A 15,032-nucleotide genomic window follows, 5' to 3' on the forward strand; every position below is an offset into this window, starting at 1 on the left:
CTCTTCCTTCCTAGAATTTTGTATACGCAGTCCACATGCTTCGGTAACGACCTGTTTGGGATTTTAACTCTTCATCTGTTCCTTCTTCTACAACACGTCCATCTTCGAATACATAAATACGTGTCGCATGTTGAATCGTATGCAAACGATGTGCAATAATAATCGCCATCTTATCTTGCAATAAGGAATCCAACGCTTTTTGGATTTTGCGTTCGTTTTCGACATCTGAATGAGAAGTTGCTTCATCCAAAATGACAATCGGCGCATCTTTTAAAACCGCTCTCGCAATCGCGATTCGCTGTTTTTGACCACCACTTATTTTGATACCCGCTTCTCCTAATCTCGTACCATATCCTTCTGGCAATGAGGCGATAAACTCATGGATTTCTGCTGCTTGGCATGCTTGTTCTACTTCTTCTTTTGAATAAACGCCACCCATCGTGACGTTATTCCACATCGTATCCTCCATTAAAAACGTATCTTGAAAGACAAATGCGATATTCTCCATTAGTGAATGCTGGTCAATCTCTTGTAATCTCACTCCATTTATACGAATTGCTCCTTGTTCAACATCGAAAAATCGTGCAGCTAATTCAGCGGCAGTTGACTTGCCTGCACCAGAAGGTCCAACAAAAGCAATCGTTTCACCACGATTCATTTCTAGTGAGATATCACGAAGGACATATTGTTCATCATATTTAAAGAACACTTTGTCAAACGTTAAAGATTGAACATCTTCTTTTTCAAACGTAATCGTTCCCGCTGTTTGAGCAGGTATTGCCCAGATCAGCTTTAATCGAGACATTCCTTCTAATACCATCGATAACCCTCTCCCTAAATCCAACAACTGTTTGAGAGAAGCTAAAAATGTCATACTCAAAATAAGAAATAATAAATACGCACTCACATCCAATGTACCTTGAAGCACACGATATCCTCCTACAGGGATAACAAATAATGGTGCTGCATCTGTGATTACAATGAATAATGAATAAAGAGGGGATTGCTCTTTTGCCATTTTGCCCCAATTCTTTTCGTAATTCAAAATAGATTGATGCAGTTTTTGAAAGGATGCTCCCGTCATATTGAACGCCTTAAACACTGCCATTCCACGAATATACTCAATAAAAGATGAGTTCATCTCAACCAAATGGCGATGGTAGAGCTTCATATTTTCTTCAACATTTCGGAACATCAACATTTGGATGCCATAACTTAACACTAATGGGACAAGTAATAATAAGCCCAACATCCAATCAACCGTTAACAGGTAAATAAAAATAACAACAGGCGCAATAAATGCAGCGGATAAATCAGGCAATTGATGCGCCAATGAACTTTCTACTTTCTCGATATCTTCATTAATCGTTTTTTTCAAATCACCTGATGTTGTTTTCGTAAAGTAACCGAGTGGTAATTTCCCTAAATGTGCCATCGTCTTGGCACGCAATTGGTATAAAACGTTGTATGCAGCAATATGTGAGTACACACCTGACAATCCTAAAAATAAAAAGCGTGCGAGAATGATTCCCGCAACGGTGAATGCCCATCCTTTCACTTGTTGGAGACGAGGATCAGGTTGTAATAATTCATTTAAAATAAAGTATGCAACTAAAAATGGAGCATACGTCAATATCGTACTTAGCGCGCTAAAAATGACTGCCGCTAGCAGTTTCCCGCGTTCGCCTTTCGTCTCGCTCCATAGAAATGCGAAATTCGTTTGCTCTTTCATCTTCGTCTCCCATTTTTCATGACATATCTCTTTTATAATTGAAAGTAATTTTCAATCGCCACTCTAAAAAAATGAAAAACAATCCAAAAAGACCTTTTCAAAAGTATTTTGCTTTTGAAAAGGTCTTTTTTTTACGAAATGAACCTATAAAATGCTTTTTGCGATAACTCAATTGCAGGGGAGACGATGCTTTCTTCGATATTGAAGTGGTGTCTCACTGTAATGTTTTTTAAACACTGTTGCAAACTTGCTTGGGTTGTCATAACCAACTTTTATTGAAATGTCTGTAATGCTTTGGTCTGTTGTAAGTAACTCTTCTGCTGCTACATCCATTCGTCGTTTTTGAATATAGCGGTACACAGTATAACGGTAGCTTTGCTTGAACTGATTTTGAAGCACAAGCGTTGGAATATTGAACTCTTTCGCCAATTGATTCACTTGTAATGGGGAATGATAGGATGTATCTATTTTTTCTTTCACTTTGCAAATGCGGGCATCAGGACAAAAAGTCGTCTCTTTCCCTAATTCATCGTTCACACAATGTGATAAAAACTCTAAAGCTTTTGATTTCAATAGAAAATGATTCATGACATTTTTCTCATATTGCACCATAAGTTGCGTTGTAATGGAACGGTGGATGGGTGAGCTTTCTCTTACGAAGATGCGCTGATTTGGTTTAAACAACCGTTGCAACAATTGCGTCCAACTCTGACTGTCCGAAATCCCATTCGTCAACAAGTCCATATTCAAATACAGCGCAATACCGTCTGCTTGTTCACAGCGGAAATCATAGTACGTAATTGGATTTGACCAACTAAAATAAATGAGTTGCTGATTGTCACATTTCGTCCATTCATTAGTTGGATGATAGCGCACATACAATTCGCCTCTCGCAACCGACGTAATTTCAATCATATTCTTTTGATGATAAGGCAATGATTCGGCTAGTCTTTCATGCGTGCATTGACGGAATACCGTAAGTTCAATTCCAGGTTCTAACATGTAGCGTTCGATCGTTCCCTTACCATAACGAGGAGAGTATTCATATTTCTCACCTAGCCACATATCGCGTATTTTTTGAATGTATACACTTTCGAGCGCTTCATAACTTCGATTTAAAATGTCATTCGTCAAGTGAAACATCCCTTCTGAGTTATCTTTACGATCCGATTGGATTATTACGAAAATAATGGAGTAGTTTATAACAATGATAATCGTTATCATTTATTTAAGCAATAGAAGAAAAGGAGCTAAACATGATGAAAGTTAATAAATTACTTGCAAAAGACTTCATTACGATTGGTTTGTATACGATTTTGATTTTTTTCCTTCAAACCATTGTCAACATGATTATGACACCATTCACGGCAGTTGCGATGCCCTATACTTCTGGAACAAGCCTTTTCGTTACGAGTTTAGTGTATATGCTCATGGCTATCCGTGTTGGTAAAGGTGGTGCATTATTCTTTATGGCGATTGTGCAAGGTCTTATTTATACGCTTATGGGCGCGCCACTGATGCTGCCATTCTTCGCTATTGCAGGTCTATTAGGTGAACTTACTCTTTTAAAAGGCAATGGCTCCCAATATCGCAATGTCAAACGCCAAGGAGTTGCGTTCGGATTATACGGTGCTATTTATGGAACTGGCGGTGTGATGAACATTTATGTATTCGGGAAAGAAAGTTTAAACAAGCTACAATTTTCGCCAGAAACAATTGATCGCATGGTGAGCTATGCCTATTCACCAATGTGGCTAGCCATCGGGATTGGTTTCTCTTTCATAATGGCGATGATTGGTTGTCATGTATCGAAGAAATTACTTAACAAACATTTCGTAAAAGCAGGTTATATTCAATATAATTAAACAATTCCGATATCCTAATGGGCATGTCCATTAGGATTCTATCGCTTTTCAAAAAGTCATGTACAGGAATCATTAGGAGAGGTTTTATGTTTGATGTTCGTTTACAGTTTAGTTTATTACTCATTTGTGGATGTTTAGCGATTTTTGTCACTGAGGCAGGCTCACTTGTCCTTGGTTCTATCGCCCTCCTTCTACTCGTATGCCAAAGCCACTACCGATTAGGGTTCAATTGGTTACTCAGCTACAGCGGATTCGTACTCCTACGGTACTTCATTGCAAATTACATGAGCGATACATTTTTGAATATCTTTTTATTTATGCTCTCCATTACACTCAAAACATTACCGACAGTAATTATCGCTTCTGGCTTAGCAAAAGTGCCTTCTGGAAAGCTACTCGCAAGCTTGCAAAAACTTAAAATCCCTGAAAGTATTTTGCTTACCTTTACAATAGCATTGCGATTCTTCCCCATTTTGCGCACAGAATCTAAAATAATTGGCGAAAACGCAAAAATTCGCGGTATCTCATTCAAACAACCCAAAAATTGGCTGCATCTTCAGCAAATGTTCGAATATGCGATCATTCCGCTTCTCATGCGAACCATTCGACTAGCGGATGATTTGAGCGCTTCTGCAACAACAAGAGGCATTGACGCTCCTTGTCAAAAAACAAGTCATTATGAAATTGCTTTTCGACCAAAAGATGCTGTCGGACTTATAGTAGGTCTCAGCATGCTTAGTACATTATGGATTGCATAAGGAGAATAATTATGATTACTCTTCAAAATGTTCAATTTGAATATCAAGCGGGAAAACCTCTTTTACAAAACATCAATCTCCATATAAAAAAAGGTGAATGTGTTTGCATTACAGGTCCATCTGGTTCAGGCAAGACAACGCTTGGCCGTATCCTTAACGGGCTCATTCCCCACTTTTATGAAGGACATGTCACGGGTGATGTAACAATCGACGGACAATCGACACAAGCTTTGCCCATTTGGGAATGGAGCAAAAAAATTGGTAGCGTCTTTCAAGATCCGAAGTCACAATTTTTTACGTCCATTGTTCAAGATGAGCTAGTCTTTGAACTCGAAAACTATGGCATTGAACCTCCAATCATTCGACGGCGCTTAGAAGAAGTGATTGCCCAAAAAAACTTACAAGCGATCCGTCACCAAAATGTTATGAGTCTTTCTAGCGGTCAAAAACAAAAAGTGGCTATCGCCGCTACACAGCTTATCGAGCCGCCTATCTTTGTTATGGATGAGCCCTCTGCCAACCTTGATTTGTCAGCTACACAAATGCTTCATGATGAGCTCCTTTCATTGAAAAGACAAGGAAAAACGATCGTTGTTGTCGAACATCGGCTCTACTATCTCATGGACGTAGTGGATCGCATCATTTATATGGAAAATGGTCAAATTACAAAAACATTCACACCAAATGAACTGCAAAATATGCCATATCATGCCATCGGGCAACTTGGGCTGCGCTCACCTTCTCTTCAAACGGGCGAGATGAACATATGGTCACTTCCAGAGCCTAAGCCGAAAATGACAATAGAAAATCTCTCTGTGCGTCACCCTAAAGCCAAAGATTTTGTATTGCAAGATGTGAATCTCACATTACATACACATGAAGTAACTGCACTTATTGGCAAAAATGGAGCAGGTAAAACAACACTTGCTCGTACATTAATCGGACTCACAAAAGAAAAGTCTGGAAAAATATTTGTAGATGGACGCCCGCTAAATCGTAAGCAGCGTATGAATGATATTTGGTTTGTTATGCAAGATACGGTCTATCAACTGTTTACTGACAGTGTTTGGAATGAGTTGTTGCTACATCATCAAGGGAGCGAGGATGTGGCTTCACGTTTGCTACAGGACCTTGACTTATGGCATCTAAAAGACCATCATCCTGCTACATTATCCGGGGGTGAAAAACAAAGGCTCGTCCTTGCCATTGGCTTAATGCAAAAGGCTTCTGTCTTCATCTTAGACGAACCAACATCAGGACTAGACGGTATGAACCTCCAGCGCGTTATCGACATCATCCATCAACTCGTCAAACGTTCCTGCCACGTACTCGTCATTACACATGATCATGAGCTTGTTGCAGGGGCATGTCAGCGAATCATCCGACTTGAAAACGGAATGATTACAAAAGATGTCGCAACGAACGAACTAAGCTATCAAGACATTTTTCATTTAATGGAACAAGTTGAGCACTAATAAAGGCATGAGTCTATACGATTCATGCCTTTTCATATGCAAAAATGCTTACTTCGCCTGCAAAATCATGTCAGATTTATAGGTGTTTTTTTGGTGTTGTTATTTCTTGAATGCTATTCACATCAGGATCGGACACAACTTACAACGTATTCGAAAGCAAAGGCAGCTAAGCTTAGATAAACTTGCTGATATTACTGGAGTTAGTAAAAGTATGCTTCATCAAATTGAGCGAGGGGATACACAGCCCACCGTGACGACCGTGTGGAAAATTGCTACGGGACTCAATATTTCGTTTTCATCCCTGCTTAAAGAGGATGAGGCAGTAGTATCTATTGCAACTCGAAAAGAATTTCCGGATGTTACAGAGGATAATGGAAAATGCAAAGTATACTTACTGTTTCCTTTCGACCCGCAAACGCGAATGGAAATCTTTACGCTTGTTCTAAGACCTACATGTAACTACATTTCGTCCCCTCACAATGATGGGGTTCAAGAGTACATCACCGTTGTTTCAGGATCGTTTCGTCTACAGATCAGTGATGAAAGCTTTGCATTACAAGAAGGCCAAGCTATACGTTTTGCAGGCAATGTTCAACACCAATACATAAATAACTCTGATGAAGATGTGACCATTCAAGTGGTTATGTATTATGGGGAGTCATAATTACAAGAAAACATTAGGGAGGCTGTTGAAACCATGTCCGTTTCGCGACTTGTCGCTATAAGCCCAATCGGGGTTGAACAAATGGGCTAGGGTGGCGGGTTGGCTGGATAGTTGGCCCTGAAAAAATAATGACAGATATAGCACGAGTCAGCATTTCAAACGTAGTTTGTCAAACAGGGATTGCGATGGGCGCTGTTTCACAAGCGATGGATGATCGGCATGACGGACTTCAGGGCTGCATTGCAGAATGGCAACGGCGGCGCGACGTGATCCTGGAGGAAATGAATGAATTTACGGTAATCCCGTCTCACGGTGGTTGGTCATTGCTTTTTGATGTTTCGAAACTTGGGTTTGACAGCACAACAGCATCAAAACGTCTGCTAGATATAGGAAAAATCGCTGCCACGCCGATGATCAACTGGGGCAGCGGAAGCAGTGACAAATATGTGCGATTTGTGTTTGCGAATGAGCCCGTTTCGCGACTACAGGGAATCGCGAGCAGGGTCAAACGAGCATTAACGTAAGCAATAGAAGGGATTAGAATCAAGAATGGCTTACAATTGCTGCTATTCGGAGGGCTTGAACGAAGAAACCAAATGGGCAGTGAAACAAACCACCTAAGGCTGATATCTAATTGCCAACCTTCATCAAAGGAGTGACAGGCTCATCCGTTCATTAGCAATTCGGTTTTCCCGCTTATTCCAGCTTCCAAGCCGGTTTTTCATCGCATTTTGCTTTTCAAGAAGAGTTGCCCGTGGATGAAAGGGATTTGTCTGCAAAAAATTGAATAAATTGATTACGATTAGACTTGCATTGGGGGTGAACGGGTTGGGGGACTGTCATTTTCAACTGTTAGGCGGCATGAGAGTCAACTTTGACGGCAAAGAGATAATGACGGTTATTTCCGCTGGAAAGGTCAGGCTGCTACTGTCCTACTTGGTTTTAACTTTCGACATGCCGCAAAGCAGGAAGAAAATTGCCTTTGACTTCTGGCCGGATTCCACTGAGAAGCAAGCGCTTTCCAATTTACGGAAACTCCTGTATAGTCTGCGGGAGTCTTTTCCGCAGATAGACCGTTATCTCCAGATCACCCCTGCATACATTCGATGGAATCATGACCTCGCCTTTTATTCAGATGTTAGAGAGTTTGAACAGGCGGCGAAAGGAAGCACCCTCTTGGAACTGCGCAAAGCGGAAGAACTGTACAGGGGCGAGCTGCTGCCAGGATTTTACGAGGAGTGGCTTCAAGCAAAGCGGGAACAGCTGGCCCAAACGTATAGTAACGTTCTCGATAAGCTCATTTCTGCTTTAATAAGTCAGCGGGAGTATTCCTCAGCCATATTTTTTGCCAATAAGCTGCTTGCCCAAAATAAAGTAAGAGAGGAAACATATCGCACGCTGATGAAGCTGCATGCTTTAAATAGTGATACGACAAATGTTGTTGGAATATTCCGTAAATTACGCAAGGCACTGCATGAAGAATTGGGAATCAATCCTGCAGAAGAAACAGCGCAGCTTTTGGAAAGGCTCACGGAAAAAGGCGACGAAACTGTGAGGGCTGACCACAGCCCTGCAAAGCTGATTGGCAGAATGGACGAGTGGGGAATGATGCTGAGCGCCTGGAAGCAGGCAACGGTCGCTCGTAATTCCTTGCTGATCATAAAAGGTGAGGCGGGAATCGGCAAAACCAGACTGGCCATGGAATTTAAAGCATGGGCGGAGAGCCAAGGGGCAGAAACGGCATTGGCCGGCTGTTATCCGTCAGTGAGGTCCCTGTCCTACACTCCGGTCACAGTCTGGCTCAGAAGCCTTCCCTTGCCGGACCTGAGCCCGATCTGGCTGTCGGAATTGGCCCGTTTGCTGCCGGAGCTGTTGGAACGATACCCTGACTTGCCGAAGCCAAATCCTGTTCAGGAGAGCTGGCAGTTGAACCAATGGTACGAAGCGATCGAACGAATGCTGCTGTCCATGCAACCGCTGCTGCTCGTCCTTGACGATATTCAATGGAGCGACACTGAGACGCTGCAACTGCTCGCTTACCTTCTCCGGGGCGATTCCAAAGCCAAACTGCTCGTTATCGCGACGATGAGAACCGAGGAGGACTCGGCCGATACCGTTGAACATGTTGTCTCCGGATTACGGAACGAACGGAAGCTGGCCGAAATCGATCTTTCTCCGCTCAGCGAGGAAGAAACGAAACGACTGATGGCCGCGAACATTGGCGACGCCTTGGCGAACCTCCACGCCTCCGGTATATACGCTGATACCGGAGGCAATCCTTTGTTCATTGTGGAAACATTGCGAGAGTGGCAATTGGGCGGCGGCAACAGCGAATTTCAGCTTTCTCCTATGGTGAAATTGGTCATCGAAAATCGGTTGAGCAAGCTTTCGCCGGTTCTTCGCTGGCTTGTTTCGGTCATTGCCGCCATCGGCCGGCCCGTATCGGCAGCGTTTATAGCGAAAGTGGCGAATATGGAAGAGGACTTGGCCCATGAGTGGATCGAGCGGTTGGTGTTGGTGAAGGTTTTGCAAGAGGAAGGGAACGGGAGGTACGATTTTACACATGACATCATCAGGGAAACTGCATATAAGCTGAACAAAGAGAGCAAGCGCCGCCAATTTCACAGGCAAATCGCGAGCAGTTTGAGTATTTTTCATCAGGGTGAATTGGAAGTCTTAGCTGCGGAAATCGCCTTTCATTACGAGCGTGCAGGTATGGAAATGGAAGCCATTGTCCACTATGAAATGGCAGCAATGGCGGCTGAGAAGATTTACGCCAATGATACAAGAATAAAGTATTATCGCAAGCTGTGCATCCTGCTTCCTCCCGAACAGATCCTGCCGATTTTGCTGAAACTCGGTGATGCCTTGATCATTGTGGGAGATTGGAAAGAGGCGGAGAGAACTTACAGCGATTGGCTTGAACGTTTCGGTTACTCCGTTACCATCAAAGAGCGGTCCTTCTGCGACGCTGCGCTGGGAAATTGCTTGCGTCTTCAGGGAAAATATGAAGAAGCGGGGTTTCATTTGGAACGGGCACTCCGCCATTTTAAGCTGATGGAGGACAATGCCGGGTTGAGTCTCGTATATGGAACGCTCGGTTTTTTGTACTATTTCAGAGCAAATTACGACAAAGCACTTTATTATTTGCTGGAACGAATAGAGTTGCCCGATGTCGATAATCGGTCTAGGGACGATTGCCGATTTTTCGGTGTCATCGGATTCCAGTATTATGACCAAAGCGAATACGACCAAGCGGTTCATTGGTTCAAAAGACAAATCAAGCTCGCCACAGAGTTCAGGGACGAGTATTTCGTCGGAGAAGCGATGGGGGGGTTAGCGCTGGTTTATTTCGAAACGGATGATATGGATCTGGCTTTTGAGCATATCAACGAAAAGATGGTGATCAGCAAATCGATCGGGGCTCGAATGAGTTTTGCGATGGCCATCGGCATGCTGGGCAAGTACTATCATTTGCACGGATCCCGCCTGCAAGCGGAGCAATGCATCGCCTTCTGTCTTGAAGAAGCGGTGTTGATCAAGGATTTGCATATTGCTGCTGTCGTGCTCGGTATCGAAGGATGCAATCTTATGGCGCAGCAGCGTTATGAGGAGGCCGGTCTGATGATCATGCGCTCGTTACGGCTGTCAAAACAGCAACATATTCCTTTCTTCGAATGCGACGCGCTTTATTTCATGAGCTTGCTGAGGCAGCGACAGAATCAATACGAAAGTGCTGTGGAGGCCGCTGAAGAAGCACTGCAGATCGCCGAACGGCTCAAACGAAGAGACATGCAGGTGAACCTTGTTGTACTGCTGGCCCAATTGAAGACGGATTTAGGGTGGATAACTCCTGTCGAAGCTATCAAGCGGTTGGAAAGGATGCCGGAACAATACCCAGGTCAACAAGAACGGGCTGCCATTCATTTCGCGATGTGGAAGCTGAATCCAGAGTCGCCCGAGCATCGGACCTCTGCACTACTGTTGAACGAGGAGCTCTACCGGAGGTCCGGCAAAGAACAATATCTTATTCGCTGCCGCGAAATGAACGCAGCAACCCAAGCCGCCGCAGCGCGTCCGATGCCGCAGCATGCAGCTGAAGTCGTACAAAACAAAAGGATCTCCCCTGATATTTTGGCGGAAATCGATTGCTATTTGAATCGATCAACAACTTGAAACACTTTTGAAGCGCTCCTTTCTTTAGAATGACTCTGAAGGAGGGAGTTTTTTCTATGAAAAAACCACTTTTCCGCAAGTGGGGCAGGGCGATGGCCATGTTCCGGAACATCGCTTTAGGGCTCGCCGGACTGTTGTTTCTGTTCCTGTTAGTCCGGTACTATCAGGCGGGCGAACGGTCGTTTGAGATCAGCGATGTGGAAATTCATGCCCGAATTGATGCGAAGGGCGACATGCAGGTGACCGAACGGGATACGTACCGATTCAATGGGGCATTTAACGGTGTTTTGGTGCAGCTCGATTCGTCCGGTTCCGACGGCATCGAGGGTTTTCAAGCCTTCGAAGTGACTCCGGAGCAAGAAATACCGCTCTCCTTCGATAAGTCCGGCGAAGGCACGCAAATTCAGTACAAAGTATACAACCAGATAAACGAGGAAACGAAAATGTTTAAATTTACGTACGAATGGAAAAATGTCGTGCAAGTATACAAGGATACCGCTGAGTTGTATTGGAAATTCTTCGATCGGACAAATCCAAGCACGCTGGGTACCGTACGCATTCGTATCGATCTGCCGGGCGGGGTAAAGAAGGACGAAATCCTGGCGTTTGGGCACGGTCCATTGGCGGGGACAGTTGAAATCGTCGGCGATGGGGCAGTCATGTATCGGGTCAGCCCTCTGCAGGCAAAACAGATGCTGGAAGCAAGAGTCTTGTTTCCCCAATCCTATGTCCCGGACAGCACAAATATCAAAAACTTTGCCGTACTCGACAAGATCAGGCAGGAGGAATTAACGTGGGCTGAGCAGGCGGACAACGAACGGGCAGCTGACCAACCGCAACCGTGGAGCTCGTTTGATTATGCCATCGCCCTGCTCGCCGCCAATGTTGCACTCATCGTGATTCTTTACTTCCGATACGGCAAGGAACCAAACCCGGATTGGAGCGGAAATTACTATCGCGAGCTTCCCGCAGATGTGACCCCTGCGGTCGTCAGCTACCTGATGGACGGCAAGGTTCACCCCCACGATCTCATGGCGACACTGATCGATCTGGTGCGAAAACAATACGTCGATTTGCAAGTCGTCAAGAAAGACGGAGGTTTGTTTCAGAAAGACAAAACCGATTACCTGTTCAAGCTGATCAACAACCAGACGGATGGACTGAGGGCGCACGAGGCGGATTTGATCAGTTGGTTTTTCCACCAGATTGGCCAAAGCAACGAAGTATCGCTCGCCGATATCCGCCATTACACGCAAAAAAAGGCGAATGCCGAGCTGTTTACCCAACGGTTGACCAAATGGAAAGCGATGGTGGTCAAGGAGGCTGGGCAGAAGGGGTATTTCGATCCGTCCAAAGTCGGTCCGAGAATCGCCGTCATTGCGGCTCTCTCACAAATAGTCGTGCTGATTTACTTCTACTCGGCCATTGAACTTGCGCTTTGTGCGACCCCGCTCTTGCTCTATGGGATAAAAGTGAGAAGAAGAACGAAAACCGGCGCAACCGAACGGGCCAAGTGGAAGGCATTCAAGCGGTTTCTCCATGATTACAGCCAGCTGGCATCGAGGGAACCGATGGCCGTCCATCTGTGGGAGCATTATTTCGTCTATGCGATTCCGCTCGGCGTGGCAAAGAAAATGATCGCGATGACAGCGATCGATTACGAACAGGCGAATCGCCATACCAATGCCGTATATTGGGCGGCAACGGACGGCGGATTTGATCGACACTTTGAACATTTTGCCGAATCGTTCGACAAGACGGTCTCTGCCGCGAAGGGCAACGCAGCTTCAAGAGGATCGGGCGGGGGTTTTTCTTCCGGCGGCGGTGGTGGAGGCGGCGGGGGCGGACGCGGTGCATTCTAAGGCGCTTACGGCTTTGTACATTTATTTATTTCAGGGGTGTTGCGAATGGTCGTCTATATCACGATTGGAATTGTTCTCCTGTTATTACTGTGGAGCATGATCACCTATAACCGCTTGATCATGCTGAAAAACCGGGTGCGCAACAGTTGGTCGCAGGTGGATGTCGTGTTGAAAAACCGCTTCGACCTGATCCCAAATTTGGTGGAAACAGTCAAAGGCTATGCGGCTCACGAAAAAGAGACACTCTTCCTCCTCACCGAGCTGAGAACGACGTACGCCTCCGCTCAGTCGGTTCAGGACAAGATGGAAGCAAGCGGTGAAATCGGCGGACTCATGAACAGATTGTTGATGGTAGCGGAAAGCTACCCCGAGCTAAAAGCGAACGAAAACTTCCTCTACCTGAAGCAGCAGGTAAGCGCGATCGAGGACAAAATCCGCTTCGCGAGGCAGTTTTACAACGATGCGGTGGAAGCCTACAATACAGCGGCCATGAGTTTCCCGGCCAACCTGCTCGCTGGCATGTTCAACTTTCAGCACGAACAGTTTTTTCACATCGATGCTGCGGAAAAGTCTGTCCAGCAGGTGAAATTTGAATAGAAAGGAATTTTGCCATGTTTAAAAAGAAATGGCTTTCTGCTGTTACCTGTTTTGTTTTTGGTTTGGCCGGTTTGTTTCCGCTTTATTCCGCAACGGCAAGCTCAAACGGCAAAGAAAGGTGGAGGTTCGAAACCGGAGCTGAGGTCTTCTCCTCGCCGGCAATCGGCCCAGACGGAACCGTCTATGTCGGATCGCTCGATAATAATCTTTATGCAGTTGATAAAAATGGAAATGAGAAGTGGCACTTCGAAACAGAGGACAAAGTCGTTTCCTCACCGGCGATCGGAGCAGACGGTACCATCTATGTCGGATCCTGGGATAATAGACTCTACGCGATCAATCCGGAGAATGGAAAAAAGAAATGGCAATTCGTAACGGGGGACAGAGTCGTTTCCTCACCGGCGATCGGAGTAGACGGCACTATCTATGTCGGTTCCTGGGATAATAGGCTCTATGCGATCAATCCGGAGAATGGGAAGAAGAAATGGCACTTCGTAGCGGCGGACAAAGTCGTCTCTTCACCGGCAATCGGAGCAGATGGCACCATCTATGTCGGTTCTTTTGATAAGAAGCTCTATGCGATCAAGCCGAATGGTACGGAGAAATGGGCCTTCGAAGCGGGTGATGCGATTTATTCCTCACCGGTGATCGCGGCAGACGGCACCATTTACGTAGGTTCAGTTGACAAGAATCTGTATGCGATCAATCCGGAGAATGGCAAGGAGAAATGGCACTTCTCAACGGGAAATCAAGTGCTCTCAGCTGTAGCAGTCGGCGCAGACGAAACCATCTACGTCGGATCGTATGATAAGACACTCTATGCGATTAATCCGGAGAATGGAAAGGAGAAATGGCACTTCGCAACAGGAGACGCTGTACTCTCCAGACCAGCGATCGCAGAAGACGGTACCATCTATTTTGGTTCCCTCGACAAAAATCTCTATGCGCTCAAGTCAAACGGAAAGGAAAAATGGCGCTTCGCAACAGGTGATCAAGTAGGCTCTTCACCGGCGATTGGTCCTGATGGAGCCGTATTTGTAGGATCCTTGGACAAAAATTTATACGCAATCGGGATGGTCTACGTAAGCGGAGTAAGCCTGAATAAAACCAAATTGACTTTGGAAGTCGGGCAGAGCGAGACGCTGAAGGCGTCAGTCACGCCGGACGACGCTTCCATCCAAGACATTGTGTGGTCCAGCAGCGCCAATCGCATCGCCACGGTGGACGATTCCGGCAAGGTGAAGGGGATCGCACCGGGTACGGCCACGATTACGGCGAGTGCGGAGGACGGAGGATATTTCAAACAATGCGTCGTGACGGTAGTCGAAGCGAACGATGCGCTGCTTGACCCTGACTCATCCTTGTCGGACATCGACAGACACTGGGCGAAGAATGCTATCATCCAGGCTGTGAGCAAAGAAATCGTCAAGGGCTATCCCGACGGCACATTCAAACCGGATCGAACTGTCACCCGCGCCGAGTTTGCCGTACTGCTGATGAACGCGCTGAAGCCCACAGGCAAAGGTGCGGCTCTAGCCTTTGCAGACAAGGACGCAATCGGTTCGTGGGCAGTGGGGCAGATCGCACAGTGCGTGGAGCTTGGCATCATAAATGGCTACTCCGACGGCACGTTTCGCCCGAATAAGACGATCACCCACGCCGAAATGATTGTCATGGTCGTGCGAGCGGCCAACCTGCCGATCGCAGACGATATCGCGACTGCCGGGTACCTGGATGACGCGAGCATTCCCCCATTTGCCCGAAGCCAAGTTGCTGCGGCGAAACTGTACGGCATCACCAGCTACATCGCCGACAACAGGTTCGGGCCTAGCGAACCGTCGACCCGTGCCAAGGCGGTAACCGCCATAATGAACATGCTGAAAGTGAAAAAATAGGCATGAAT

At 45.8% G+C, this 15,032-nt stretch carries 10 protein-coding genes and 1 pseudogene; 9 read left to right on the forward strand and 2 right to left on the reverse strand.

Features of this window, described 5'->3' with window-relative positions; all coding sequences use genetic code 11:
- Window positions 1-10: 10 nt before the first annotated feature.
- On the reverse strand, window positions 11-1,732 hold the full coding sequence (locus ACIFQN_RS00870; protein ID WP_429831132.1) for an ABC transporter ATP-binding protein: 1,722 nt from the start codon (window positions 1,730-1,732) through the stop codon (window positions 11-13).
- 168 nt (window positions 1,733-1,900) lie between these two features.
- Window positions 1,901-2,866 carry a helix-turn-helix transcriptional regulator gene (locus tag ACIFQN_RS00875; RefSeq protein WP_429831133.1) on the reverse strand — a complete coding sequence of 322 codons (966 nt, stop codon included), beginning with the start codon at window positions 2,864-2,866 and terminating at the stop codon, window positions 1,901-1,903.
- A gap of 122 nt (window positions 2,867-2,988) precedes the next feature.
- Here ACIFQN_RS00875 and ACIFQN_RS00880 point away from each other — a divergent pair, with 122 nt between their 5' ends.
- The 9 genes and pseudogenes from ACIFQN_RS00880 (at window position 2,989) to ACIFQN_RS00920 (ending at window position 15,024) form a co-directional block, all read left to right on the forward strand.
- Entirely contained in the window at window positions 2,989-3,597 is a 609-nt protein-coding gene (locus ACIFQN_RS00880) for an MptD family putative ECF transporter S component (RefSeq protein WP_429831134.1), read from the forward strand.
- Window positions 3,598-3,683: 86 nt separating this feature from the next.
- Entirely contained in the window at window positions 3,684-4,355 is a 672-nt protein-coding gene (locus ACIFQN_RS00885; protein ID WP_429831135.1) for an energy-coupling factor transporter transmembrane component T, read from the forward strand.
- 11 nt (window positions 4,356-4,366) lie between these two features.
- Window positions 4,367-5,830 (forward strand): ABC transporter ATP-binding protein, encoded by a 1,464-nt coding sequence (locus ACIFQN_RS00890; RefSeq protein WP_429831136.1) that lies wholly within the window; start codon window positions 4,367-4,369, stop codon window positions 5,828-5,830.
- A 106-nt stretch (window positions 5,831-5,936) separates the two neighbouring features.
- A complete protein-coding gene (locus tag ACIFQN_RS00895) occupies window positions 5,937-6,494 on the forward strand; it encodes a helix-turn-helix domain-containing protein (RefSeq protein WP_429831137.1) in 558 nt (185 codons plus the stop codon).
- A 101-nt stretch (window positions 6,495-6,595) separates the two neighbouring features.
- A pseudogene (locus tag ACIFQN_RS00900) lies at window positions 6,596-7,018 on the forward strand (hypothetical protein); the annotation flags it as partial.
- Window positions 7,019-7,322: 304 nt separating this feature from the next.
- Entirely contained in the window at window positions 7,323-10,670 is a 3,348-nt protein-coding gene (locus ACIFQN_RS00905; RefSeq protein ID WP_429831138.1) for a tetratricopeptide repeat protein, read from the forward strand.
- Window positions 10,671-10,726: 56 nt separating this feature from the next.
- The gene (locus tag ACIFQN_RS00910; RefSeq protein ID WP_429831139.1) at window positions 10,727-12,532 is read left to right on the forward strand and encodes a DUF2207 family protein; all 1,806 of its coding nucleotides are present in this window, start codon (window positions 10,727-10,729) and stop codon (window positions 12,530-12,532) included.
- Between the two features lie 45 nt (window positions 12,533-12,577).
- A complete protein-coding gene (locus ACIFQN_RS00915; RefSeq protein ID WP_429831140.1) occupies window positions 12,578-13,129 on the forward strand; it encodes a LemA family protein in 552 nt (183 codons plus the stop codon).
- 14 nt (window positions 13,130-13,143) lie between these two features.
- Window positions 13,144-15,024, forward strand: coding sequence for a PQQ-binding-like beta-propeller repeat protein (locus tag ACIFQN_RS00920; RefSeq protein ID WP_429831141.1), 1,881 nt, complete (start codon window positions 13,144-13,146; stop codon window positions 15,022-15,024).
- Window positions 15,025-15,032 lie beyond the last annotated feature (8 nt).

Source organism: Brevibacillus sp. NRS-1366, from assembly GCF_050467985.1.